Below are 23,878 nucleotides of genomic sequence, written 5' to 3'. Positions count from 1 at the left end.
AGTTAAAAAGTGTAGAACAATTCTTGTTTGCGTCTATATAAAGGGAATGGTTTTATTACGAAAATAGGATGGTCTGTTGTTTTTGAAGTAGAAATAAAGTGTGGTTTTTTGGTTGGGAGCAGACATTCTGCTCCTTTGCTTAAAAATATTTGCTTAACCTAGCGTACTTCTTCTCACAAAGCTTAAATACGCTTCTAGGCTCTCTTGCCACAATGTCATCGCTTTGGTGAGCTCTCCATCACTTGATTTGCCATCAAGCAGACGACGCTCAACTTTCTTTAGCGCTAAGCCATATCTATTGAATCCAAGCTGTAAAGCGGTGCCGGCTTGGCGATGTAAGAGCTTAATGCACTGCTCATTGTTAGCCCCTTCTAACTGCTGTATATGGATGAGTTTGTTGCGAGCAGAGAGTACGAATTCGTTGTAAACAGAAGATATTTCATCTTCGTTGAAGCCGCCTTTTAAAGAGTTTACGGCTGTGTCATCATACAAAGTATCTGTCAGTTCCACACTGATTGTCGGCTTTTGAGCGCTTTGTGAGTCGCTCAGTGCACGGCGTAACTTTTCCTGTTTAATCGGCTTTCCTACAATGTCTTTTATACCCAGTGTTAGGTACTCTTTGATTTCATCAGGACTTAAACTTGCCGTAAATGCCAAAAAAGGCGTACGTTTGTTTTTGTGATCCATGCTTTTTAGTTTGCGCATGACTTCTTGCCCAGTGAGATCGGGCAAATTCATATCCAGTAATACCACATCAAATTGGTACTGCTGTAATAAGGCAATCGCGCTTTGACCATCGGTGGCGAGCTTCACTTTGTGCTCATCTGCGGCCATAAACTCAATCGCAATTTTTTGGTTAAGATCAAGGTCTTCAACGAGTAACACATTTAACCCAATCAAGCAGTCTGGGTTGTGATGTCGCTGCTCAACTAAGCTTAATTCTCCCAGTGCCAATGCGACTTCAAAGCTAAATGTACTACCTTCTCCTAAGGTACTGTCTATGTTTAGTTTGGAGCCTAAGCGTTCCAATAAACGGCTGGTTATTGCCAGCCCAAGACCTGTGCCTCCTTTGATCTTTCCTGCATTACTTTGTACATATGGTTCAGTCAATTTATCAATGTCTTCGCTGTCTATGCCCGGCCCTGAGTCTATTACGCTGAAGCGAACTTGGTGGTTCATGTTACTTTCATTCACCAGTTCAACACGGATCTTTACACTGCCCTTATCGGTAAACTTTATTGCATTTCCAACCAAGTTGATGACTATTTGGCGAAGTTTCTGTTGGTCACAGTAGTAGCAAGCTTGTTCTGGCAAGTCGTATAGTAATTCGAAGGACAGCTTCTTTTGTTCTGCTAGGGGGCTAAGCAGTAAGCATAAGTTATTTAGCCAGCTTTTGAGCTCTACATCCTCTTCATACAAAGCTTCATCACTTTGATCTAAACTTGCATAGTCTAATACTTTATCTATCAAGAGGTTTAGCGACTCTGCTGAGTTAATAATTGCTTCGCAATATGCTTTATTTCGGTGGTTAGTTGTGCGGTTTAGTACAAGTTGTGCACTGCCTAAAATTCCGTTGAGTGGGGTGCGAATTTCATGGCTGATTGTCGATAAAAATAACCCCCTTATTTCAAGATCTTTTTGTGCTTTTTCGGTTAGCCTATTTAAGTTTAATTCTCTGCGCTCATTGCAGAGTAACGCCATTCCTGTGGCATAAAAAATGGGGGCGAGCACGCCATTAATGAAGAGTGTTGTAACAAACCAATTGTCATCCAGTAGTTCTAAATGGGTAATATCGCCCATCAAGAAGGTTCGGGCGGTAAAAGCACACATCACCAAGCATAGTATGATGGAATAAACAATTGTGCCATTTGGATAGAGGTGGCGAGCAAAACGTAAAAATAGATACAGCAAGAAGATAGTTTCGGTAATGTGTTGTAAATCAGAGACTAAAATTCGGTAGCGTAGGTTATCGTTTACTGCACTAAAGTAAACCAAGCCAATAAACAGCACTGCGGTGACGCATAAGAATAGCTTTAGCTCGAGTTTTTTGTAACCCAGAAATTGAGAAATGGCAAAGCAATGGATAATAGATGCACTAAATAACAATGCATTCGCACTACCAATACTTTGCCACATATCTAACTTACTGTGGATAGCAAAGCTAACAATGGCAGCCAGCAATACCAGTGGGTAAAAAATGTAAAGTAGGGTGCCTGGAGTGTCTTTATTGGTTCGCCAAGTTAAAAAATTTAGCAAAACCATCATCGCCATCATGGCTATGCTAGTGATATACAGCGTTTTTGGATCGAACATGCTCGTTATTGTTTTTATACTAGAACTTAACAATTAAGCATAGTGATTTGTTAAACCAATTGCATTAAATAAATGATCTGATATTGCGATAGATAAATGCATTAGTAACTAGGCAATGATTACGGTATGTAGTTATTCTACATGAGTGATTTTTAACCCGTTAATGCGTCATTTAGCTCGCTAGAATGATCAATGTTTTAATACAATTAGTTTCATGGTGAGTAAATAAACAAAAACAGCCGCAATTGCGGCTGTAAGAAAACATTTATGCATAAGCCAATGTAAGTTTTTTACATTAGCGAATCTCATCAGGGATATTTTGCTGTGCCCAAGAGAGTAACTCGATACGATTACGACATTTTGTTTTTCTAAAAGCGCTGTATAAGTGAGTTTTCACGGTATGCGGGCTGATATTTAAATCCTCTGCAATTTCTTTGTTTTTTGCACCTTTACTCATGAGTGAAATAATCGCTTTTTCACGTTTGGTAAGTTTGACTGGTTCAATATCGCCTTCGGTCAGTTTATGCAGTGCATCTTTATTAAATTGCAGCATGCGGTTGAGTGCATTACACATGATCTCTCGGCGATACCATAGCTGGTTTTCCATGAGAAGGCGAATACCCTTCATTAATACATCGGCATTATCGGTAGTATAAAACACGCCACGGATACCGCTTAGTAAGGCACGGTTTGCCAATTCAGGATTTTCGTCAAGATTAAACAAAACGATATCACAATTGACTTTGAGTCGACTAAGTTGCTCTTTTAACTTAATCCAAGCATCCTTTGGTGCAGTTTCGATAAAGAGAATACGAGTTCCTTCAGGAACATCTTCGATATCTGTACTGGTTGTCACTTCTAGCCCTTGGGTTTTCAATAATGGCTGTAGGACATTGATTCCTATTGTATTAATTGGGTCTTTATCTAATAACAAAAAGGCAGAACTGCTCATTGATACTAACACTCTTATTCAATCTGATGACTTAATGCTAACATGAGGGTCCGCCCTTTTGTATTAGTATTTTCATCAAGGTTTAGAAGTAATTGCTATATGTTACTGCTCAATAACTTCATGAACAGTAACAATTTATTGTTTGTTAAAGTTAACGTTTTGATATGAATACAGTTTTGTTTTTTGAAATAATAACTTAACTGTTTACATTAATTAACATAGAATAATTTAGATTAGTTCTTTTTTCCTATCTTGATATGGAGGCCATCCCATTGGTTTGCCCGCAAGCAGATGTAAGTGAACATGATAGACTGTTTGTCCACCATGTTCATTACAGTTCATGACAACTCTATATCCTTCTTCAGCAAAGCCGTGTTCTTTGGCAAGTTTTGCAGCAACAACGTACAAATGGCCGATGAGATGTGAATTTTGCTCATTAACATCGTTAATGGTTGCGATGCGTTGTTTTGGGATCACCAAAACATGAAAAGGTGCTTGTGGGTTGATATCTTTAAAGGCGAGAGTGTGTTCATCTTCATAAACAACATCCGCAGGGATCTCTTTATTGATAATTTTGTCAAAAATGGTGCTCTCGGTCATGTTAGGTCCTACTAAAAGTTTTTGTTACTGCATTTGCACTTACGCATATAGAGTATACTAAGGTTTAATAGATACACTAATGACAAAGTTTACTTTGACTGTCAAACTGCTTGTGATGATAAGGTGTTAAATTGAAAGGGGATGGTATGAATATTAGGCCAGTTTTTTTGTTGCTGACCTTGTGGGTTGGCGGTCATTTAGGATTAGCACATAGCGCGACCGTTAATTTTTCTCAAGAGCTTTATCCACTGCAGGTGAACGAAGAAGAGGTAGAGCATTCATTGTTTAGCAAAGTCACCGAGTTGACTTTAGCCCCAGGAAAGTACGCACTGAAGCTCAAATACAGTGATTTGTATGAACTCGATTATGATGAGCATGAAGTGGTTGAATCTGAGCCTTTTTGGGTAACTATGCTAATTGATCAAGAGGGAGATTATCAGCTGCTATTTAATCGCCCAGCTGATGTGGAGCTGGCTAAACAATTTGCCAATAAACCCAGTGTCACAGTACAACGCCCTGACAATCAAGTTGTTGTATTACAGCGTATACGACAAATGCCAATACATGGCGGTGATGTAACTCCACAGCAAACCCCTACCTCTGTAACGGTGCAGGCGAATCATGTTCCCGCTCCCGTGCTGCCGGCTAACGCAGTGCGAAAGCCAAAGGGTGTATCGCATCCTGATGCCTATTCAATGTTAGAATTTTGGTGGCAACAAGCCAGTGATGCACAGCGAACTGCATTTTTAGAAAAAATAAAGGGCCAGTAGAGGCCCTTTATTTATTGCTCTATTTAGTAACGCTTATTTTTCGAATACCGCGTCTATCGAACCTTGCGCCAGAGAGTGATAACCTGGGCGCGCTTTTTGATAAACATCATAAGCCCAATCACGTTTGTCGTTTTCGACCAGCGCTTTGTACAACCGAACAATCAGTTTACGACGACCAATGGTGGTTAGGTGTTTCTCAAGTGCAGGATAGATTGCTTCATAGCCGTTACCTACAGCAAGCATATACCAAGCGAAAGCACGCTCAGCATTGGTTGAGTTGGTTAGGTTAAATGCGCTATCTAACTCGGTCATGCGTGTGGTGTCTAAATCTCTAGGTAGATTGTTAATAAAGTGCAACCACTCATGCACGCTCCAGCGGGTTGTAGGTAGCTCGGCTAAAGTTTTTTCACCTTTTAACCATGCTTGAGTGAGTGCATCTACTTTTTCGAATGCATCAGATGTCGGATTTGGCGCATCACTCGGTAATCCTGGCTGGAATATCCATTCTTTGGCCTTGTCCAAGCTCACAATACCAGGGTGCTTTTGTAGCAAGTTGGTATTTAAATACTCAACAAATTCAGCAGTCGTTAGCGATTTGAAAGAGTACGTTTTGAAGTATCCTTTAACAAACTCATCGAATTTTTCACGGCCAAACTTTTCTTCTAAGTACATTAGGAATAATTGCCCTTTAGTGTAAGGCACTGAGCTAAATGCATCGTCAGGATCGCGACCGTTAAGTTTTAAATTTAAGCGTGTATCAGGTTCGTCGATGGTTTTGAGTAACTCTTTTAAACCTGCGGCATCAAGTGCTTGTTCCATGACTGCGCGCTCACGGCCAAATACTTCCTCCATAATACGGTTTTCAACGTATGAGGTGAAACCTTCGTTAAGCCATAAATCTTCCCATGTGGCATTGGTCACTAAGTTACCTGACCAAGAGTGAGCCAATTCATGGGCAATCAGGTTAACTAAACTTTTATCACCAGCAACGACCGTTGGGGTGATAAAAGATAAACGAGGATTTTCCATACCACCAAATGGGAAGCTTGGTGGCAGCATAAGTAAGTCGTAGCGACCCCAAGCATATTCACCATACATGGCATTGGTCTTGTTGATCATCGTTTGTGTGTCGTTAAACTCAGCAACCGACGCATCAAGAATTTGTGGTTCAGCAAAAATCGCCGTTTGATGCGACATTTCTTTATATTCTAAGTTACCCGCACCAATGGCAATAAGGTAAGGTGGGATTGCCTGTGGCATATCAAACCAATAGTCACCATCTTTAATTAATGCACCGCTGTTATCAGCACTCATTACTGCGCGTACGTCCGTTGGTGTTTGAATTCGTGCTGAGTAGGTAACACGCATCGCAGGCGTGTCTTGTACAGGGATCCAGCTGCGAGCATGGATAGCTTGTGATTGGCTGTACATAAATGGGTGTGTTTTGCTTGCTGTTTGCGCTGGAGTGAGCCATTGCAGACCGGATGCTTGTGGCAGGCTGTTGTAGTAAATACGAGCTTTTTTGGCCTGCTCTTTAAATTTAATGGTTAGCTTGGCACCTTTCACATCATCACGTTTTGCCAGAGTAAAGCTTGCCTTATGCCATTGACCGTTTTTTCCTTGGTACATGACTTTGTCGATTTCTAAGTCGCGGGTATCAAGAACTAAAGTTCGAGCATTGGCATTTTGCCACTTTAAAGTATGCTCAACAAAACCTTCAAGTTGTTTATCTGCAAAATCGACATCTAAGTCTAAAAGTAAATGTGTAGAGATAACATCATTCAAGTTAGCATAGGTATGCTGGTCAACTGCGGTTGCTGCAGTTACAGTGTGTGAGAGTCCGGCCAGTGCTAAGCTGGTCGCGAAGGCTGTTAATTTCATAATATCCTTGCTCATTATTCAATGTTAGTGGTCATGTTATAACATGCTTGGTGCGAAGATCACACATGGATGCGCCTAGTGAAGTGATCAGGTAAACTAGCGCTACTGAGATTACTTTGTTAAGGCCACCGAGTGCACGCTTTACAGTCCCTACATACTTTTGCTTTACCCAGTCAGTGCTTACAGTTAGTCACAGTGAGTCACTGGCAGCAGCTAACAGAAATCGACTTTTCAAAGCCATTTTGTTTACTTGGCGAAGGGAGTAATACTGTCTTTGTCGAAGACTTTGTTGGCACGGTGATTAAAATAGCACTTAAAGGTGTGGTTATTAAAGAATCTGATACTGCGTGGTTTGTAACGGCCGCCGCGGGGGAGAACTGGCACCAACTTATTTTGCAATTACTTGAAAAAGGCATCGCAGGATTAGAAAACTTAGCACTGATACCGGGTACCGTTGGAGCGGCGCCAGTGCAAAATATAGGTGCCTATGGTGTTGAATTAGCAAAATTTGTTGAGTATGTAGAAGGGTTTGATATTAACACTCAACAACGTGTGAAACTGACTCGCGAACAGTGCGAATTTGGTTATCGTGACTCAATCTTTAAACATGCACTAAAGGGAGGGTTTGTGATCACGCAAGTAGGCTTAAAAATAACTAAACAGTGGCAACCTGAACTTAGCTATGGGCCTTTGCAAAACCTCAAACATACCAACCTGACCGCTCAGCAAGTGTGCCAAGCAGTGATTGATATTAGGCAAAGTAAACTCCCCGATCCCTGTGTGTTGGCAAATGCAGGTAGCTTTTTTAAAAACCCAGTGGTGAGTCATGAGCGTGCCAGTAAGTTAAAGCAGCAATTTGCTGATATACCGACTTATTATGTTAATGATGCTGAGCAAAAACTTGCGGCTGGGTGGTTGATAGAGCAAGCCGGACTTAAAGGACATCAAACAGGGGGCATTGCGGTGTATCACAAACAAGCGTTGGTGTTAGTGAATCAAGGCAACGGGAGTGCTGATGACCTAGTCACTATGATTAAGTATATTCAACAGCGAGTATGGCAAAAGTTTGCAGTTAAGTTAGAGCACGAAGTACGTTTACTAGGTCATGACAGTGAAGTGCATATTCAAGGAGCCGTGTGTGAATAAAGCACCTGAAGGAAATAAATTAGCCATTTTGAACGCATTAAACCAAGGCGGTTTTGTATCTGGGCAGGCACTGGGCGAGCAGCTAGGGATCAGCCGTGCAGCGGTGTCAAAACATATTGCATCACTGCAAGAAATGGGTATTGATATTTTTACGGTCAGTGGTAAAGGGTATTGTTTAAACAATAGTTTACCCTTGTTGGATAAAACCCGAATTATTGAGCAGTTAGCGCATTTAGAATGTGATAACGCGGTGGAAGTTGAAGCGATTATTGATTCGACAAATAGTGAGCTGATGCGCCGAGTGCAAAATCGACAGCCTTTGGAGTCTGGACAAATCCTTGTGTCTGAGATGCAGCAAGCAGGACGAGGGCGACGGGGGCGTACTTGGCAATCACCATTTGGGGCTAACCTTTATTACAGCTACTATTGGCGATTGGATGATGGGCTGCAGGCAGCAATGGGCGTATCTATTGCTGTTGGACTGGCGGTATATGATGCAATCAAGGTGCTGTATAACTTAGACGTTGCGCTGAAATGGCCAAATGATATTTACCTTAATCATAAAAAGCTGGCTGGGGTGCTAGTTGAACTCGATGGTCAGGTTGAAGGGCCGTGTCATTTAGTCATTGGTATTGGCATTAATTTATTAATGCCTGACGGTGCATCCGCGCAGATAGATCAACCTTGGACTGACTTATCAAGCCATGCAGGGTGTATAGACAAAAATCAGTTAGTCGCTGTGCTTACTCAGCGTTTAGCTGCACGCTTAGCGAAGTATCAGCAAGGTGGACTTGCTCAAATGAAGGCACAATGGAATTCGTTGAATGCATTTGCTGGTGAAATTGTGACACTCACCACAGGGCAGCGCCAGTGGCGAGGTGTGTGTGAAGGCATTGATGAACAAGGCGGTATCGTATTACGCCAAGACGGCGTGTTGAAAAGTTATTTTGGCGGTGAAATTTCACTGCGTAAGGAAGGCTAATGCGCTTACTAATTGATGTCGGTAATACTGCTGTAAAATTGGCTTTGGCGAGTAATGACAACATTCAACTTATTCGTGATGACCAAGTACCTTGGGTTGATATAAATGAGGTGCTGGTGGCTCAGGTGGGTAAGTCTGATGCCTTGTCTCCTTATGAGGAAAAAGCGCAAGCGAGCGGGATCAAAGTCATACACGCGCATGTTACAGCCACTTTAGGGCAATTACATTGTGCCTATGAGCACTATCAAAATCTTGGCGTAGATCGCTGGCTGACTGTCGTGGCTTGTCACTATTTATATCCGCAACAAAACTGTGTGATCGTCGACTCAGGAACCGCCACAAAAGTGGATATCCTCAGTGCTGACGGTCGCCACCGTGGTGGCTGGATTTTGCCTGGCTTAGATATGATGATTGAGAGTTTGGTGAGTAATACACAAAAGGTATTTAGCGACGAGCAGAGCCCATTTGCTCAAGAGCTGGGAAACAATACCCCCAATGCAGTGAAAAATGGTGCCCTAGTTGCAACTTTGGGCGCCGTGTATGCGGCAATCGAAGAGTTTGGTTCTGATAAAGGTAATCTTAAGGTGGTTTGTGCGGGGGGATATGGTGAATTTATTTCCCAGCAGCTCAATTGTGACGCTTTTTACCACGATTCTTTGGTATTGCAGGGCCTAGCTTTTTGGCGTAAATATATTCAAATTTGAATGTATTAGCGCACTGTTGCCGCAAATATGAGCACTTAAACAATAAATTACCATTTTTTTGCAGATTGTTGTTGCATCGCCTGAAACCTTGCTCTAGAATCTCGCCCCGTACTAAAGCAGTGCCGACTTAGCTCAGTTGGTAGAGCAACTGACTTGTAATCAGTAGGTCATCCGTTCGACTCGGATAGTCGGCACCATTTTTTACACTGCAATCTGCAGATGCTTTAGGAAAGAATTTTTCGTGGAGGGGTTCCCGAGCGGCCAAAGGGATCAGACTGTAAATCTGACGGCACTGCCTTCGCTGGTTCGAATCCAGCCCCCTCCACCACTTTATTCTTGACGGTTCGAGGTAGTTAAGAACAGGTTCCTAAAGCGGGCATCGTATAATGGCTATTACCTCAGCCTTCCAAGCTGATGATGCGGGTTCGATTCCCGCTGCCCGCTCCAGTATTCTGGTGTGCTGATATAGCTCAGTTGGTAGAGCGCACCCTTGGTAAGGGTGAGGTCGGCAGTTCAAATCTGCCTATCAGCACCAGTCTTAAGAATCTTCTCAAATACTTCCTTTGATTTGTCATTAAAAAATGAAAGAATAATCTTAGCTCGCATATGGCGGGTTATTTTTATATGTAATCTAGATACACAAAAACTGATAGGTTCCGTCATGGCAAAAGAAAAGTTTGAACGCGTAAAACCGCACGTAAACGTAGGTACAATCGGCCACGTTGACCACGGTAAAACTACCCTAACTGCAGCAATCACTAACGTACTTGCAAAAGTATACGGTGGTGAAGCAAAAGATTTCGCATCAATCGATAACGCTCCAGAAGAGCGTGAGCGTGGTATCACAATCTCAACTTCACACGTTGAGTACGACACGCCAACTCGTCACTACGCACACGTAGACTGTCCAGGACACGCTGACTATGTTAAAAACATGATCACTGGTGCTGCACAGATGGACGGCGCGATCCTAGTAGTTGCAGCTACTGACGGTCCTATGCCTCAAACACGTGAGCACATCCTACTTTCTCGTCAGGTTGGTGTACCTTACATCATCGTGTTCATGAACAAATGTGACATGGTTGACGACGAAGAGCTTCTAGAGCTAGTAGAGATGGAAGTACGTGAACTTCTTTCTGAATATGACTTCCCAGGTGATGACCTACCTCTAATCCAAGGTTCTGCGCTTAAAGCGTTAGAAGGCGAGAAAGAGTGGGAAGACAAGATTGTTGAGCTTGCAGAAGCACTAGACACTTACATCCCAGAGCCAGAGCGTGACATCGATAAGCCATTCATCATGCCTATCGAAGACGTATTCTCAATCCAGGGTCGTGGTACAGTAGTAACAGGCCGTGTTGAAGCTGGTATCATCAACGTGAACGACGAAGTTGAAATCGTAGGTATCAAAGATACAACGAAGACAACTTGTACGGGTGTTGAGATGTTCCGTAAGCTTCTAGACGAAGGTCGTGCGGGTGAGAACATCGGTGCACTTCTACGTGGTACTAAGCGTGACGAAGTAGAACGTGGTCAAGTACTAGCGAAGCCTGGTTCAATCACTCCACACACGAAGTTCACTTCAGAAGTATACGTACTTTCTAAAGATGAAGGTGGTCGTCATACACCATTCTTCAAAGGCTACCGTCCACAGTTCTACTTCCGTACAACTGACGTAACAGGTAACGTTGAGTTACCAGAAGGCGTAGAAATGGTAATGCCTGGTGACAACATCAAGATGACTGTAGACCTAATCGTACCAATCGCGATGGACGAAGGTTTACGCTTCGCTATCCGTGAAGGTGGTCGTACAGTAGGTGCTGGTGTTGTAGCAACTATCGTTGAGTAATATCGACTTTAGTTAATGCCATAAAGCATTAGAAAAACCCGAGTTTAGGCTCGGGTTTTTTTATGTTCGGATTTTGGGTTGTGAGTCTGTTAGATTGGCTCACTCCACCTTGTGTAAAAGGAATGCAAGCGCTGCGCGCTTTGTCATTAAACTTTTGCACGAAAGTCACTTCGGTGGCCTTTTTTAATGCCTGAGATTTTGGTCCGGTAGGTCGGTATCAGCGAAGGGGTATCCATCAGTGTGAATCCTAAATGAATTGGCGTGAACTGTAAAAAGCCCCCAAAACGACTTTTGGAGGCTTTTTAATAATCTACTTTGTTGAAAACCGATTAGCAGTTTTCATTCTCAGCTTTAGCGGCTTCTTTAACATTCTCACAGGCATCTTCAATGGCGTTTTTGCTATCGGTTACCATTTCATCGATTTTTTCACCAGCATCCTCCGCTGGACCGTCTGAACAACCAGCCAGCGCAAGTAAAGCAACAACACCGACAGCTTTTGTTAGATTCATGAAATTCATAATGTGCTCCTTTAAGCCTAAGCTTTGGGCTTTTTAACGAGTGAAAAAATAAAAGACAGTACTAAGAATGCGACAAAAATAAAAAATAATATCTTAGCAATGCTTGCTGCTGCACCTGCGATGCCACTAAACCCTAATACTGCGGCAATAAGGGCAAGTACTAAAAATGTGATTGACCAGTGTAACATGGGGCCTCCTCAAGCCTATTTGGCAATTAGGCTGTAATGTCCTGTAGTGTTTTCATTTCGTCATGACATGCTTGCATCGTCATGCGTATTTCACGTAGTGCACGTTGGCAGTCTTGTGGTAGCGTTTGCTCAAGTGCTGCATCTACTTTCTCAAGGACTTTATCTTCCACTTCTTCCAGCTGAGAAATATACGTGTGATCTTTATCTGTGCTGATTAATGCGATGACCTTGGTATAAGTTTCGCGCAGCTCAACACTGACTGCATTATCCTCTTCAATTTCACCTTTGTCGGCCACAATAAATGGCTGCAATGCGGATACGGCTTTGGTTTTTTCTAGCACATTCATTTCAAAAATGCGCTCAAGTTCAAGGTTGTCGACTTTCTTTTTTGCTTCTAAGTAAAATTCAATGCCACCATTTAGTACCTTGATAAGCTCTGCAACGGGTTTTAAATTAAAATCACTGTTTGACATAATATGCTCCTTTAGTTTTAAGTCTGTGGCAAATGGATACATCATCATTTGCAATTAATCGTTATACACAGAGGGTGCTGCAGCGTCCGTGCCAATTTTATTTGTGTTTAAAATCAATTTGTTATGTTTTTGGTTCGTAATGAACTTGTAAGTCTTACCGAGAGTATGTAATTACTGCTCACCTGTACTTTGTACATCTTGCAAGGTGGTGCCTCCTTTTGCATTAAAGTCCAATGTACGAATAGGAAACGGAATTAAAATGTCGTTATCATTGAGGGTTTGATTGATTGTAACAATCGCTTGGTGGCGAATATCCATAAAGTTGCCATCTCCTGGATAGTCAATCCAAAACCAAACAAGTAGGTCGATGGCGCTGTCACCAAAACCACTGGCATATACGGCGGTTTCTTCTTTGTGTTTAACAAAGCCGAGGTTGTTAATAGCTTGCTCAATCACCTCTCGTGCTTGATTAATGTCATCGGCGTAAGAAATCCCAACGGGAATTTCTATACGGCGCTTTTTGAGGGTGGAGTAATTAAGTAGTTTGTTTCTAAATAGTATCTTATTTGGGATAACACAGAGTTGACCATAAAAGGTTTCAATTAAGGTATTGCGAAGGTTTATTTGCTTGACTGTACCCAATGTATCATCAGCTTCAATGATATCGCCCACTTTAAATGGTTTGCGTATCCCCATGACGACACCAGCAATGAGGTTTTCAGTCATATCTTGAAAAGCAAAACCAATAGCAAGACCAATTATCCCCGCACCGGCCAACAATGATGCCACGGCACCAGAGAGCCCCATAATGTCTAAAGCGAAGAAAAAGCCAATGGCAATGACCACTAAGCGGATAATGGCAGCTAACAGCCCTGCAACTTGAGTGGAGTGAGAGACTTTTTTTATGAGCTTGAGTGCCCAGTTAGCAATCATGCTGGAGAGAAATAAAAATACCACGAAGATAACAATGGCCACTACCAAATTAGGGAGATTTTTAATACTCAGCTCGGCCCAGCTATCCATCTTTTCATAGATGAGTTGCCAAAATTTTTCTAATGATAGGTTGTTCATTGTGCGCTCGCTATTTTATTAATAATGAGGTGGCAACGCATTATTTATGCCAGCGCTTAGATTTACTGCTTTATCGCGCTTGGATGAGTCATAACGGGTTGGGTCTGTAATCTTTGCCTGTAAAAACTACCGTGTTATGAGAAAACTATACATAAGGGGAGTATGGGGTTTGGAGTGTCTTGCTTTAAGTTGTTGAATTTTAATGTGTTTAAATGTGGCATACGCCATGCATTAATTAATTCGTCAAAGCAACTTAAAGGAAAATGATTATGAAACGCACTCTACTTACAATGGCATTAGCATCAGCAGTAACTGTAACGTCAGTACACGCAAAAGAGAACGCTTGGGAAAAAGAAGCAAGTGATGCGTGGATTGATGGTAAAGCAGAAGCAACATTGCTTTTCAATACCAACCTAGATTCATTTGATATTAATACCGATGTACACAATGGCGTGGTGGTACTTACTGGTAAGGTTGAGCATAACGTTGATAAAAAACTAGCAGAAGAACTAGTTACTGGCATTGATGATGTTAAAGACGTCGATAACCGCATTAGTCTAGTGAAAGACGTGGATCACAAGACACTTGAAAAAGAGCGTGGTATGGATGAGTCGAGTTTTACTGACGCTAAGATTGCCACGGTTATTAAAACGCGCTTGTTATTTGATACTGACATTAGCGGTACAGATATTGATGTAGACGTTAAAAACGGCAAAGTAACTCTAACGGGTGATGTAGACTCAGAGTCTGAAAAACAACTCGCTATCGCGATTGCAAAAAACGCTGATGATGTAAAGCATGTTGATGACAACCTACGCATTGATAAAGAGTCGTAAGTAATACGGCGCAAGCAACTTAACTAACAAGTGTTGAGCGCGATTAACCGCGCTCACCTTTTCTATCTATTTTTAAAATAAATACTCTCTGCAAAATAAAAAGGAGCCATTATGTTTAATCGCTTTTCTGTGTCATCTATTTCTTTGGCGTTGGTTTTGGGTACGGCAAGTACCTCGGTATTGGCCGATGATAGTAACTACTTTGACTTTAACGGCGAGCCAAAGGTGTATACGGGTATTGGTTATGGCCAATATTCATTTCAATGGGATGACAAAGAGAACGACACCAGCTTTGATGATGATGCATCAATGCTCAAAGCCTATGTAGGTACGGCGCTCAATGAGTACTTTAGCGTTGAATTAGCCTATCAAAATTTTGATGAAGCCAGTGATATAGACAGCAACGCTGAACTTGACGGTGTGTCATTGGCTGCCCGTTTTTCGGCTCCTCTTAACGAGCGTTTTTCATTGTATGCAAAAGGCGGTTGGTTGGAGTGGAATGCAGATATTTATGCCACGATCCCTGAAGTAGGGCGTATCGGTCGCGAGCTGGACGGCGGCGACTGGTTCTACGGTGCGGGGATTGCTTTTGGCGTAACACAGAACGTTAATATGCGTCTTGAATATGAACGTTATGAGCTTGATGATCGTATAGACCCTAATATGGATGTGGCATCTGTATCTGTTGAATACGTTTTCTAAGCTTACCAGAATGATATTTTAACAACGCAACTTCTCCCCTATGTTTGTTGTTTAAGCCACCTTATATTGTAAGGTGGCTTTTTTGTGTTTGGGGGGAAATAGAAATACTTATTACAACGGAAACCAGCACTATATGAGCCTTTTAGGCATATTCTTTTATTCAGAACAGAAGTTATTAAATCAACTCACAATAATGGAGTGACCTAAAATGAAGTGTAAAAAACTATTGACCTCAACTTAACTTAAGCTTTTATCTTAGCAAACAGACCGATACACATATCAAGGATATTTAGATGTTAAATATGCATACTCAAAACTTGCCAACCTATATAAAGCAATATTTAGAAAACCTAAATCTCACCGCTCCTATTGGTAGCTTTGCGCTTGTTGAGCAATTGCAACAGCAGCATTTAGCAACCTACAGCTTTAGCAGCATTAATGCTATGCAGGGGGCTTATTTACCGATTGATGCCGAGTCATTGTTTGATAGGCTAATCACCAAGCGCCAAGGTGGCTATTGTTTTGAACATAACCGAATCATGTATTTAGTGTTAGAGGCACTAGGCTATGATGTTAAGCTGGCGTTGGCGCGCGTGATGTTAAATGGTAGAGCAGACAACCCTAGAACGCATCGCGTGACCTTACTGAATTTTGCTCAGAAGACTTACACCGTCGAAGTCGGGTTTGGCGTAAAAGCACCGATTATGCCTATTGAGATCAACCGCAATCAGGTGGTGATTGAAGGCGTGAATCAATATCAAGTCCTTTGTAGTGAAGGGTTTGCTACTATTTCACAAATTGCGCCTGAGACTATCTCTTTGTATCAAATCGATTTGGCAGAGGTATTTGAAGGAGATTGTGAAGTAGGGCACTTTTATAGTCATCAACATTTTGAAGCAGCCTTTGTGAATAACCTCGTGGTATCACGTATTGAAGGTGGGCAACGTTACTTAATCCGCAACGATAGTTTTATCCATACTAATGAGCAAACAGGTGTGCAAACACAGCAAACAATTCATGATATTTCACAGCTAAAAAATCTATTAAGTAAATATATGGGTGTGCAAGCCAGCGATGCGTATTTAAGCCATGCCTTTGATAAAGTGCAAACGCGTATCGCACAAAAAAGTTAATAACTATGCAAGGCTTCTTTACAACGCGCTGACGTTTTTAGTTTATTACTCAGTGCGTTATGGCTTTTGCGCAGTTTACTGATAAGTGCCTCATCACTGTTGATGTTGGCGGCTAAATACATGCGCTTACTTAACTCTGTAGAAACATACACGCTTTCCCACTCACCTATTCTTCCCATTGATTTTTCGATATTTTTTATAAATAAGTCTGCACCAAATAACAAGTCTACGCGCTCTTTATTAAGCATCAAAGCACCTTGTTGATGACTGGCCAAGATCACTAAGTTGTCATCTTGGGTGAAACCTTGCTCTACGAGATGCTGCTCTGTGGGTTGCCCAGATGCCACTGCAACAATATATTTTTTAATATCTTCAATACTGTTCACTGTAATGTCTTTTCTTGCTTTGAGTTTGTAAAAAGACACATTTATTTCGCACAGAGGCGCAATCCAATGATAGAGCTTTTCGCGCTCTTTGGTGCGAGCAAGTGAGTATATAAAGGTGTTAGGTGTATGGTTTACAATATGATTAGTTCTAAACCAAGGTAATACATGAATTTTATAGTTGATATTGCTGTGTTCAAAAATGGATTTTACTAACTTTGTTGCAACACCGCCTATCTTGCCAGGCCCCATAAACTCCTGATAGGGAGGGAAATCTTCGGTGTATATGTGGATCTTACTTTTGGGGTCATTAGCAAGTACACTGGCAGAGTGTAAAAAAAAGCAGCAAAGTAAAATGCGGCACAGGTATTGTTGCATAATCATATCCCTTACTTGGTTGTACTTTTTAAGCGTAGTCAAAAAGGGGTGATTTGGCGCTATTTTAGCCATCGCATCACGGGCCTATATTAGCTACAATGTTTGTAAGTTATGATAAAAAGCAAATAACGTTGAATTCAAAAGGAAAATAGCAGTATGACTCGAGCCATAATGTTACTGGGAAGCCTATTATTACTAAGCGCATGTACCAGCTTAGTCGAAAAAGGCGACAAGCTGTACGAGCAAGGAATGTATCAGCAAGCTGCAGAATTTTATCAACAAGCTTTAGAGGAAGACGCTACTGATGTAGAGGCGCAGCAGCGGCTCAATCAGGCACGGCACAAAATTATTGATAGAGGGCTGATTGAAGTCCGTATGCTGAGACTTGCTTCAAATTACATCGGTGCGGCAGATAAGCTTGAGTCTATTTTACGTAATCAAAGCGTTTGGCACCTTGAGGCGATGGGAGCACAGGCTGCAACACAAAGTGAAGAAGTTCGCTATGGTGAAGCATTTCTAAAAGCGCATGGGAAAAGCTTGGCAGCCAGCAATTACCCAGATCAATTTCGTTGGTTTGAGCACAAATACGCATTTTTAATTGCCAATGCCCAACTCACAGCTTCGTTAAAGAGTTATCAGCCACAGTTAAGCAAATTAGCCAAACATAAATGTGAGGCTTTAGCAGAACAGGTTCAGGGGCAGCGCTTCTTTTTATATCAGCTGACACAAAAATATTGCTCGGTATGGCAGGTTAAGCAAGATTTGTCTGTTGATCATGTGGATAACAGTCGTTATTCGAATCTTGCCTTTAATACACAGTTGCAACTCAATACACCGCAAAGGCGTGCTCACCAGCAGTTAATTGATGGCGCTATTAGCCAGTTACAAGATAGTTTTCAACGTAGTATTTGGTATTCACCAAAAGCTGCTCAGGTGCTCGATATGAAGATTACAGCGGATGTTGACTATCGGCAAACAGCGACTCATAAACAGCAAGAAAAGCGCTATCTTGTTAAAGAACTTAGACAAGACCCAAATGATCGTAACAAGCAAGTTGAGGTGGACGTTGAGCGCGTTTATATTTATCCGCTGATCGATTATCGCGAGTCATATTCAGCACGGTTAAGCTATCGTGGAGAGCTTGCAAGAATGCTGTTGTCAAATCAATATATGGATAGTCAAAGCAACCAAACAACAAGCCACAGTGCGAACTTTTCCGAAGCGGATTTACAGCCAAAAGCGGCTGAGTTATTAGATCAAAAAGCCGTATTTTCCTCCTACTTAACTAAGTTATCTCAAGGGTTTGAACAGTCGCTAACGCAACTGTGGCAGCAGCAGTATTGCCAAGATCAACGTGCCGAGTTAAATGCAGAAAACGTCTTAAGGTGCGCACAAGTCGAGCCGGATAATGCTTACGTTAATAGCTGGTTTGAGCACCAATTTGGAATTGATTATAAAGCGATGCGCACGTTGTATGGTATCTAAAGAGGCTGTGGAGGCTAAACTTAACCCGCTGTGTTGCGGGTTAAGCCCACGGTGCAAGGTTAATCAGCGAGTCGAGAAACGACAAAGTAAGGGTTCAAATAACTCTCTTTTTGATTATAAAGCAATGGGCTGCCATCAATTTGAGTGACAGTGGCCCCCGCAATTGCAGCGACTGCATGACCCGCTCCGGTATCCCACTCACAAGTTGGTCCAAGACGAGGATAAATATCGGCTTGCCCCTCAGCGACCAAACATAATTTCAATGAACTACCTTTAGGCACCATTTCTACATTTTCAAACTGTTCAAGGTAACTAGCTAAGTCGGCAGAAGGGTGAGAGCGAGAACCAACAACATGGATAGTTCCCTTGTTTGGCTTTTCGGTTACTTTAAGTTCAATGCGTGCTTCGCCACACTCTTTAAAGGCACCAATTGCTTCAGCTGCTAAGTAGCTTTCGTTGAGCGCGGGGGCGTGCACAACACCTAAAATCGGTTTGCCGTTTTTGATAAGCGCAATATTAACGGTAAATTCGCCGTTCTTCTTTATAAATTCTTTAGTACCATCGATTGGGTCTACCAGCCAGTATTGCTGCCAAGTTTGTCTTGTTGGCCAGTCTATATCTGCACTTTCTTCGCTCAAAATAGGCAGTTGTGGAGTAAGTTTTTGCAAACCTTTGACTATCACTTTGTGGGCCGCAAAATCGGCATCGGTTACTGGGCTTTCATCGGCCTTGTACTCGATATTAAAATCTTTGGCGTAAATTGACATGATGGCGTCACCCGCTTTGCGCGCTAGCAACAAGATCTCTTCCAAAAGATCGGTCTGGTTCATAACTTATCCTATGATATTTCTAGTTTTTAGGTATGCGACTAATTGCTCCACAGAGTCAGACAACGAGTTTTTGCTAGTATCTAATGTCACTTCTGGATTTACCGGGGCCTGATAATCAGAGTCAATACCGGTAAAGTGTTTAATTTCACCCGCTCTGGCTTTTTTATACAAGCCTTTAGGATCGCGTTGTTCACACACATCCAACGGTGTATCCAAAAACACTTCGATAAACTCACCGTCATCTAGTAGCGAACGTACCATATCACGTTCTGCTTGAAACGGCGAAATAAAGGCTGTGAGTACGACCAAACCAGCATCGGCCATCAGTTTACTTAGTTCGCCAACGCGACGAATGTTTTCGACTCTGTCCTCGTCGCTAAACCCTAAGTCTTTACATAGACCGTGACGAACATTATCCCCATCAAGTAAATAGGTATGAACGCCTTGCTGGTGCAAGGCACTTTCAAGCGCGCCTGCCACCGTGCTTTTACCTGAACCGGAGTAACCCGTAAACCATAATACACAAGGCTTATGGCGCTTTTGTTCGCTACGATGTGCTTTGTCAACGGCATAGTTATGCCAAACTATATTTTCGTCCATATTACTTGCCTATTAAAATGGAAAAACAAGAGGAATTAAGGTTAAAACGGTAATTGAATATATGATGGATAGGGGGAGCCCCATCGTTACATAATCCTTAATGCGGTAGTTTCCCGCGCTATAAACCATTAAATTGGTTTGATAGCCAAAAGGAGAAATAAAACTGGCTGACGCACCAAATGCTACGGCCATCACAAAAGGGAGAGGACTCACATCAAAACCAACAGCCAGAGCATACGCGACGGGAAATGATAGCGCTGCGGCTGCATTATTGGTGATGAGTTCTGTAAATACGACAGTCATCACAAAAATAGCGATAAAGGCACCGTAGGGTCCAAAATCTCCTAAAACATAAAATAGTGCGTCAGATATTTGTCCAGCCAACCCTGTGTTGATCATCAGCTTGGCAAGGCCAATGGCACTTCCAACAATAGCTAAAAGCTCTATAGGAAAACGACGTTTTAGCTCGCTCACTTTGATAGTGCCTATTAAGAATAGGCCAAGTAATAAGACCATCAAGCCTTTGACCAGTGGCACTATGTCAAAAATGCTCAGTGCCAACACTGCGCTGAAAGCTGCCAACACAAGGTGTGACTGCTTGGGTTTTAAGTGAGTCTGTAAATCTAAGCCTGAGATATAGACAAATTCGCGCTTTAAATCAGGAAGCTCATAAAATTGGCTGCCTGGCGCTAATATCAATGAATCACCTGCTTGTAAACGCACTTGTCCAAGCCCGCCTTGCAAACGGTCATGACCGCGTCTAATGGCAATGACCGCGGCATGAAACTGCTCTCGAAAGCGCACTTCTTTTACCGTTTTACCAATGTATTTAGACGACTGGCTTATAACAACTTCAACAAGGTGTTCGACGTCTTTTTCATGTTTATCATGAACAATCTTTAAGCCGTCGAAGCGAGATAGCAAAGGCACTGATTTAATGTCACCAACAAATAATAATACATCCCCTTGTTGGATAACTTGCTGAGGGGTTACAGCACAAATACGGCGGTCACCATGAATAATTTCGGCAAGAAATAGGTCTTTGAGATCACGAAGACCATTTTCTTCTACAGTGCGACCAATCAGCTTGGAGCCTGCTTGAACTTTACCTTCTAAGTAAAAGGGCACCACTTCTTGATCATTGGTGCCATTGTCAGGTAAGTACTTGAGAAGCACCATAATGGTTATTAGGCCAACAGACAGAGCACCTAAGCCTATGAGTGTAAAATCAAAAAAGCCCAGAGGTGCCATTCCCGCATCAATAGCAAAACCATTCACTATTAAGTTGGTTGAGGTGCCAATTAAAGTAAGTGTTCCCCCTAAAATTGCAGTATAGGACAAAGGTAATAGCAACTTAGAAGGTGAATGTGTTGGGCTTTCTTTTATCGCTGAAATAAGCGAAGCCACCACTGCTGTATTGTTGGTAAAGGATGACAAAAAGGCGGTTGACAAGCCGAGTTTCATCACTGAATGTGACAAACTGCCTTTGGCTAAAGATTGTGCCAACGATTGGATAAGCGTGGTTTTTTCAATTGCGATTGACACTAATACAAGAAGTATCAGAGTGATAAGTGACGGATTAGCATAGTTGACTAACATGCCTTCAAGATCAATGAGACCTGCTAGGTAGCTAAGACTGATTGCGCCAACGAATAGCCAAGCAGGTTTTAGTCGGGTGCCAAAAAGGCAGCCGACTAACGCTAACATAATGCCTGTTAAAACGATTTGTTCATACATCTAAAGACGCTCCTAATAACAGGCGTTGGCCGATCACTTAAGTTTGCCGATATCCAGCGCTTGCCAATGAGGGAAGTGCTTGCGGACCAAAGCATTAAGTTCAATTTCGAACTCGCTAAACTGTGAGTGTGTGGCTTCTTGTGCAACTAACAAAGCCTCAACCATACCGGCACCCACCGTCAAGTTGCTTAATCTATCAATGAGAATAAACGCACCCGTTTCACGATTATTGCGGTAAATATCTGCGACAATCGTTTCAGTTAGTTCAAGTGTTACAATTGCAATTTCATTGAGCTGTAATGAGTCTGCTTGACCATGGTCGAGGGTATTCACATCAATGGTGTGGTCGATGTGCTTAACGATAGCAGAGGTATTTTTGCTGCCTAGCTTAAAGTTATAGCTCTTACCCAAAACCAGTGGGGTCTCATGCATCCAAACGAGCTTTGCTTGAATAAGGTTGGTCACTTGAGCATGTGAATCTGCAGGTACAATCACGTCTCCTCGGCTGATATCTACTTCATCATTTAAGGTGATAGTGAACGCTTGCCCTGTTTCTACTTGCTCTAAGTTACCGTCAAACGTAACCAGCTCTTTGATACTAGAGCACTTACCAGAAGGCAGCACTTTTACAGCTTGACCAACTGCGAATGACCCCGAGGTTAATGTGCCTTGAAAACCTCTAAAGTCAAGGTTTGGACGGATCACGTATTGCACTGGGAACCGCGCTTCAAACTCAGTATTGGCGGCAGCAGCTGGCGAGTCTTCAAGTAGCTCAAGCAAGGGCTTATCAGTGTAATATGGAGTACGCTCCGAACGCGCTACAACGTTATCACCTTTTAGTGCTGACATAGGCACAAATTTAATATCAGTCACATTAAGCTGTTTTGCAAACTCCAAGTATTGCGCTTTAATACGATTGAAAACCGCTTCATCAAAATCACAAATATCCATTTTGTTGATAGCAACAACAAACTGCTTAATACCTAACGAGTCACAGATAAAGCTGTGGCGTTTGGTTTGCACTTGCACACCATAGCGAGCGTCAACAAGAATAATAGCCAGATCACTGGTGGATGCACCGGTAACCATGTTGCGGGTATATTGTTCGTGTCCTGGCGTGTCGGCAATAATAAACTTGCGCTTTGCTGTTGAAAAATAACGATAAGCTACATCAATGGTGATACCTTGCTCACGCTCGGCCTGTAAGCCGTCAACCAACAGGGCCAAGTCGAGTTCTTCACCTGCATTACCTACCTTTTCGTTATCTTTATGCAGCGCGGCTAACTGATCTTCATAGATTTGATGGCTATCGTGTAGTAGTCGACCAATCAGAGTAGACTTACCATCATCAACACTGCCACAGGTCATCATGCGTAACAAACTTTTATCTTGCTGACGAGCAAGGTATGCATCAATTCCTAACTCTCTTACTTCATTGGCTGTTGACATTAGAAGTACCCCTCACGTTTTTTCTTTTCCATCGACCCAGCTGAGTCATGGTCAATGACACGGCCTTCACGCTCTGATGACGTTGATAACAACATTTCTTCAATAATTTCGGTTAATGTACTGGCTGTTGACTCAACCGCACCGGTGAGTGGGTAACAACCCAAAGTACGAAAGCGCACAGACTTCATCTGAGGCACTTCACCTTCTTCTAGTGGCATACGTTCATCATCCACCATGATCAACGTTCCATTGCGCTCAACAACGGGTCGCTCTTGAGCCAGATACAATGGCACCATCTCGATGTTTTCTTGGTAGATATATTGCCAAATGTCTAGCTCAGTCCAGTTTGAAAGTGGGAATACACGAATGCTTTCCCCTGGGTTTACCTGACTGTTGTAGGTATTCCAAAGCTCTGGACGTTGGTTTTTTGGATCCCAACGGTGGTGTTTGTCACGGAATGAATAAACACGTTCTTTGGCACGAGACTTTTCTTCGTCACGGCGCGCGCCACCAAAAGCTGCATCAAAACCGTATTTATCCAGTGCTTGTTTTAAACCTTGAGTTTTCATTACATCGGTATGCTTTGCTGAGCCATGGGTAAATGGTCCAATTCCCATAGCCATACCTTCTGGGTTTTTATGTACTATTAACTCAAAGCCGTACTCTTTTGCCATGCGGTCGCGAAATTCGATCATTTCACGGAATTTCCAGTCTGTATCCACATGTAAAAGAGGAAATGGGATCTTCGCCGGATAAAATGCTTTACGTGCTAAGTGCAGAAGTACCGAAGAGTCTTTACCAATAGAGTAAAGCATTACTGGATTTTCAAACTCGGCGGCGACTTCGCGAATAATCTTTATACTCTCAGCCTCAAGCTGCTGAAGGTGTGTTAAAGCCATGA

23 protein-coding genes and 4 tRNA genes are annotated in these 23,878 nt (G+C 42.3%); 13 read left to right on the top strand and 14 right to left on the bottom strand.

Annotation, left to right across the window (positions count from 1 at the left end; genetic code table 11):
• Positions 1-153 precede the first annotated feature (153 nt).
• From HG263_RS11685 to HG263_RS11675, 3 genes are all read right to left on the bottom strand, one after another.
• A complete protein-coding gene (locus tag HG263_RS11685; protein ID WP_171626247.1) occupies positions 154-2,313 on the bottom strand; it encodes an ATP-binding protein in 2,160 nt (719 codons plus the stop codon).
• Between the two features lie 295 nt (positions 2,314-2,608).
• Complete coding sequence (locus tag HG263_RS11680) at positions 2,609-3,265, bottom strand: helix-turn-helix transcriptional regulator (RefSeq protein WP_171626246.1); 657 nt, start codon at positions 3,263-3,265, stop codon at positions 2,609-2,611.
• A gap of 228 nt (positions 3,266-3,493) precedes the next feature.
• Positions 3,494-3,865 (bottom strand): histidine triad nucleotide-binding protein, encoded by a 372-nt coding sequence (locus tag HG263_RS11675; RefSeq protein WP_171626245.1) that lies wholly within the window; start codon positions 3,863-3,865, stop codon positions 3,494-3,496.
• Between the two features lie 146 nt (positions 3,866-4,011).
• On the opposite strand from HG263_RS11675, the gene HG263_RS11670 reads away from it, so the two are divergent.
• On the top strand, positions 4,012-4,635 hold the full coding sequence (locus tag HG263_RS11670; RefSeq protein ID WP_171626244.1) for a DUF2057 domain-containing protein: 624 nt from the start codon (positions 4,012-4,014) through the stop codon (positions 4,633-4,635).
• 33 nt (positions 4,636-4,668) lie between these two features.
• On the opposite strand, the gene HG263_RS11665 is transcribed toward HG263_RS11670, so the two are convergent.
• Positions 4,669-6,516 carry a M1 family metallopeptidase gene (locus tag HG263_RS11665; RefSeq protein WP_171626243.1) on the bottom strand — a complete coding sequence of 616 codons (1,848 nt, stop codon included), beginning with the start codon at positions 6,514-6,516 and terminating at the stop codon, positions 4,669-4,671.
• A gap of 132 nt (positions 6,517-6,648) precedes the next feature.
• On the opposite strand from HG263_RS11665, the gene murB reads away from it, so the two are divergent.
• The 8 genes from murB (at position 6,649) to tuf (ending at position 11,194) form a co-directional block, all read left to right on the top strand.
• Entirely contained in the window at positions 6,649-7,662 is a 1,014-nt protein-coding gene (gene murB, locus HG263_RS11660; RefSeq protein WP_171626242.1) for a UDP-N-acetylmuramate dehydrogenase, read from the top strand.
• Positions 7,622-8,644: a bifunctional biotin--[acetyl-CoA-carboxylase] ligase/biotin operon repressor BirA gene (birA, locus tag HG263_RS11655; protein WP_171626241.1), complete on the top strand. Its 1,023-nt coding sequence runs from the start codon at positions 7,622-7,624 to the stop codon at positions 8,642-8,644. Before murB ends, birA begins: the two co-directional genes overlap by 41 nt.
• Positions 8,644-9,348 carry a type III pantothenate kinase gene (locus HG263_RS11650; protein ID WP_171626240.1) on the top strand — a complete coding sequence of 235 codons (705 nt, stop codon included), beginning with the start codon at positions 8,644-8,646 and terminating at the stop codon, positions 9,346-9,348. The genes birA and HG263_RS11650 overlap by 1 nt, the downstream gene beginning before the upstream one ends.
• Positions 9,349-9,469: 121 nt before the next feature.
• A tRNA-Thr gene (locus tag HG263_RS11645) sits at positions 9,470-9,545 on the top strand.
• Positions 9,546-9,591: 46 nt separating this feature from the next.
• A tRNA-Tyr gene (locus tag HG263_RS11640) sits at positions 9,592-9,676 on the top strand.
• 44 nt (positions 9,677-9,720) lie between these two features.
• Positions 9,721-9,795 (top strand) — tRNA-Gly (locus HG263_RS11635).
• Between the two features lie 12 nt (positions 9,796-9,807).
• A tRNA-Thr gene (locus HG263_RS11630) sits at positions 9,808-9,883 on the top strand.
• A 126-nt stretch (positions 9,884-10,009) separates the two neighbouring features.
• The gene (gene tuf / locus HG263_RS11625) at positions 10,010-11,194 is read left to right on the top strand and encodes an elongation factor Tu (protein ID WP_152087331.1); all 1,185 of its coding nucleotides are present in this window, start codon (positions 10,010-10,012) and stop codon (positions 11,192-11,194) included.
• Between the two features lie 329 nt (positions 11,195-11,523).
• On the opposite strand, the gene HG263_RS11620 is transcribed toward tuf, so the two are convergent.
• From HG263_RS11620 to HG263_RS11605, 4 genes are all read right to left on the bottom strand, one after another.
• Positions 11,524-11,712 (bottom strand): hypothetical protein, encoded by a 189-nt coding sequence (locus HG263_RS11620; protein ID WP_171626239.1) that lies wholly within the window; start codon positions 11,710-11,712, stop codon positions 11,524-11,526.
• Between the two features lie 17 nt (positions 11,713-11,729).
• The gene (locus tag HG263_RS11615; RefSeq protein ID WP_171626238.1) at positions 11,730-11,900 is read right to left on the bottom strand and encodes a DUF1328 domain-containing protein; all 171 of its coding nucleotides are present in this window, start codon (positions 11,898-11,900) and stop codon (positions 11,730-11,732) included.
• Positions 11,901-11,926: 26 nt separating this feature from the next.
• On the bottom strand, positions 11,927-12,373 hold the full coding sequence (locus HG263_RS11610) for a PA2169 family four-helix-bundle protein (protein ID WP_171626237.1): 447 nt from the start codon (positions 12,371-12,373) through the stop codon (positions 11,927-11,929).
• Between the two features lie 171 nt (positions 12,374-12,544).
• Positions 12,545-13,444, bottom strand: a complete 900-nt coding sequence (locus HG263_RS11605; RefSeq protein ID WP_171626236.1) for a mechanosensitive ion channel family protein — start codon at positions 13,442-13,444, stop codon at positions 12,545-12,547.
• 269 nt (positions 13,445-13,713) lie between these two features.
• Between HG263_RS11605 and HG263_RS11600 the strand changes: the two genes are divergently transcribed.
• The 3 genes from HG263_RS11600 (at position 13,714) to HG263_RS11590 (ending at position 16,115) form a co-directional block, all read left to right on the top strand.
• Complete coding sequence (locus HG263_RS11600; RefSeq protein ID WP_171626235.1) at positions 13,714-14,280, top strand: BON domain-containing protein; 567 nt, start codon at positions 13,714-13,716, stop codon at positions 14,278-14,280.
• Between the two features lie 111 nt (positions 14,281-14,391).
• Positions 14,392-14,982 carry an outer membrane beta-barrel protein gene (locus HG263_RS11595; protein WP_171626234.1) on the top strand — a complete coding sequence of 197 codons (591 nt, stop codon included), beginning with the start codon at positions 14,392-14,394 and terminating at the stop codon, positions 14,980-14,982.
• A 293-nt stretch (positions 14,983-15,275) separates the two neighbouring features.
• Complete coding sequence (locus tag HG263_RS11590) at positions 15,276-16,115, top strand: arylamine N-acetyltransferase family protein (RefSeq protein WP_171626233.1); 840 nt, start codon at positions 15,276-15,278, stop codon at positions 16,113-16,115.
• Here the strand turns inward: HG263_RS11590 and HG263_RS11585 are convergent.
• Positions 16,112-16,876, bottom strand: a complete 765-nt coding sequence (locus tag HG263_RS11585; RefSeq protein ID WP_171626232.1) for a substrate-binding periplasmic protein — start codon at positions 16,874-16,876, stop codon at positions 16,112-16,114. The genes HG263_RS11590 and HG263_RS11585 overlap by 4 nt on opposite strands.
• A 156-nt stretch (positions 16,877-17,032) precedes the next feature.
• Here HG263_RS11585 and HG263_RS11580 point away from each other — a divergent pair, with 156 nt between their 5' ends.
• On the top strand, positions 17,033-18,361 hold the full coding sequence (locus tag HG263_RS11580; protein ID WP_171626231.1) for a hypothetical protein: 1,329 nt from the start codon (positions 17,033-17,035) through the stop codon (positions 18,359-18,361).
• A 59-nt stretch (positions 18,362-18,420) separates the two neighbouring features.
• Here HG263_RS11580 and cysQ read toward each other — a convergent pair whose 3' ends face one another.
• From cysQ to cysD, 5 genes are read right to left on the bottom strand one after another with little or no spacing between them, the layout of a single operon-like run.
• A complete protein-coding gene (gene cysQ, locus HG263_RS11575; RefSeq protein WP_171626230.1) occupies positions 18,421-19,191 on the bottom strand; it encodes a 3'(2'),5'-bisphosphate nucleotidase CysQ in 771 nt (256 codons plus the stop codon).
• Positions 19,192-19,194: 3 nt separating this feature from the next.
• Positions 19,195-19,791 (bottom strand): adenylyl-sulfate kinase, encoded by a 597-nt coding sequence (gene cysC, locus HG263_RS11570; protein WP_171626229.1) that lies wholly within the window; start codon positions 19,789-19,791, stop codon positions 19,195-19,197.
• 12 nt (positions 19,792-19,803) lie between these two features.
• The gene (locus tag HG263_RS11565) at positions 19,804-21,528 is read right to left on the bottom strand and encodes an SLC13 family permease (RefSeq protein WP_171626228.1); all 1,725 of its coding nucleotides are present in this window, start codon (positions 21,526-21,528) and stop codon (positions 19,804-19,806) included.
• A gap of 33 nt (positions 21,529-21,561) precedes the next feature.
• Positions 21,562-22,977: a sulfate adenylyltransferase subunit CysN gene (gene cysN / locus HG263_RS11560; protein ID WP_171626227.1), complete on the bottom strand. Its 1,416-nt coding sequence runs from the start codon at positions 22,975-22,977 to the stop codon at positions 21,562-21,564.
• Positions 22,977-23,876, bottom strand: a complete 900-nt coding sequence (cysD, locus tag HG263_RS11555; RefSeq protein ID WP_171626226.1) for a sulfate adenylyltransferase subunit CysD — start codon at positions 23,874-23,876, stop codon at positions 22,977-22,979. The genes cysN and cysD overlap by 1 nt, the downstream gene beginning before the upstream one ends.
• Positions 23,877-23,878: the final 2 nt, after the last annotated feature.

This window comes from Pseudoalteromonas caenipelagi (assembly GCF_013140855.1).
In the GTDB taxonomy this organism is placed as follows: domain Bacteria; phylum Pseudomonadota; class Gammaproteobacteria; order Enterobacterales; family Alteromonadaceae; genus Pseudoalteromonas; species Pseudoalteromonas caenipelagi.
This window is presented reverse-complemented; position numbering and strand designations above follow the sequence as displayed.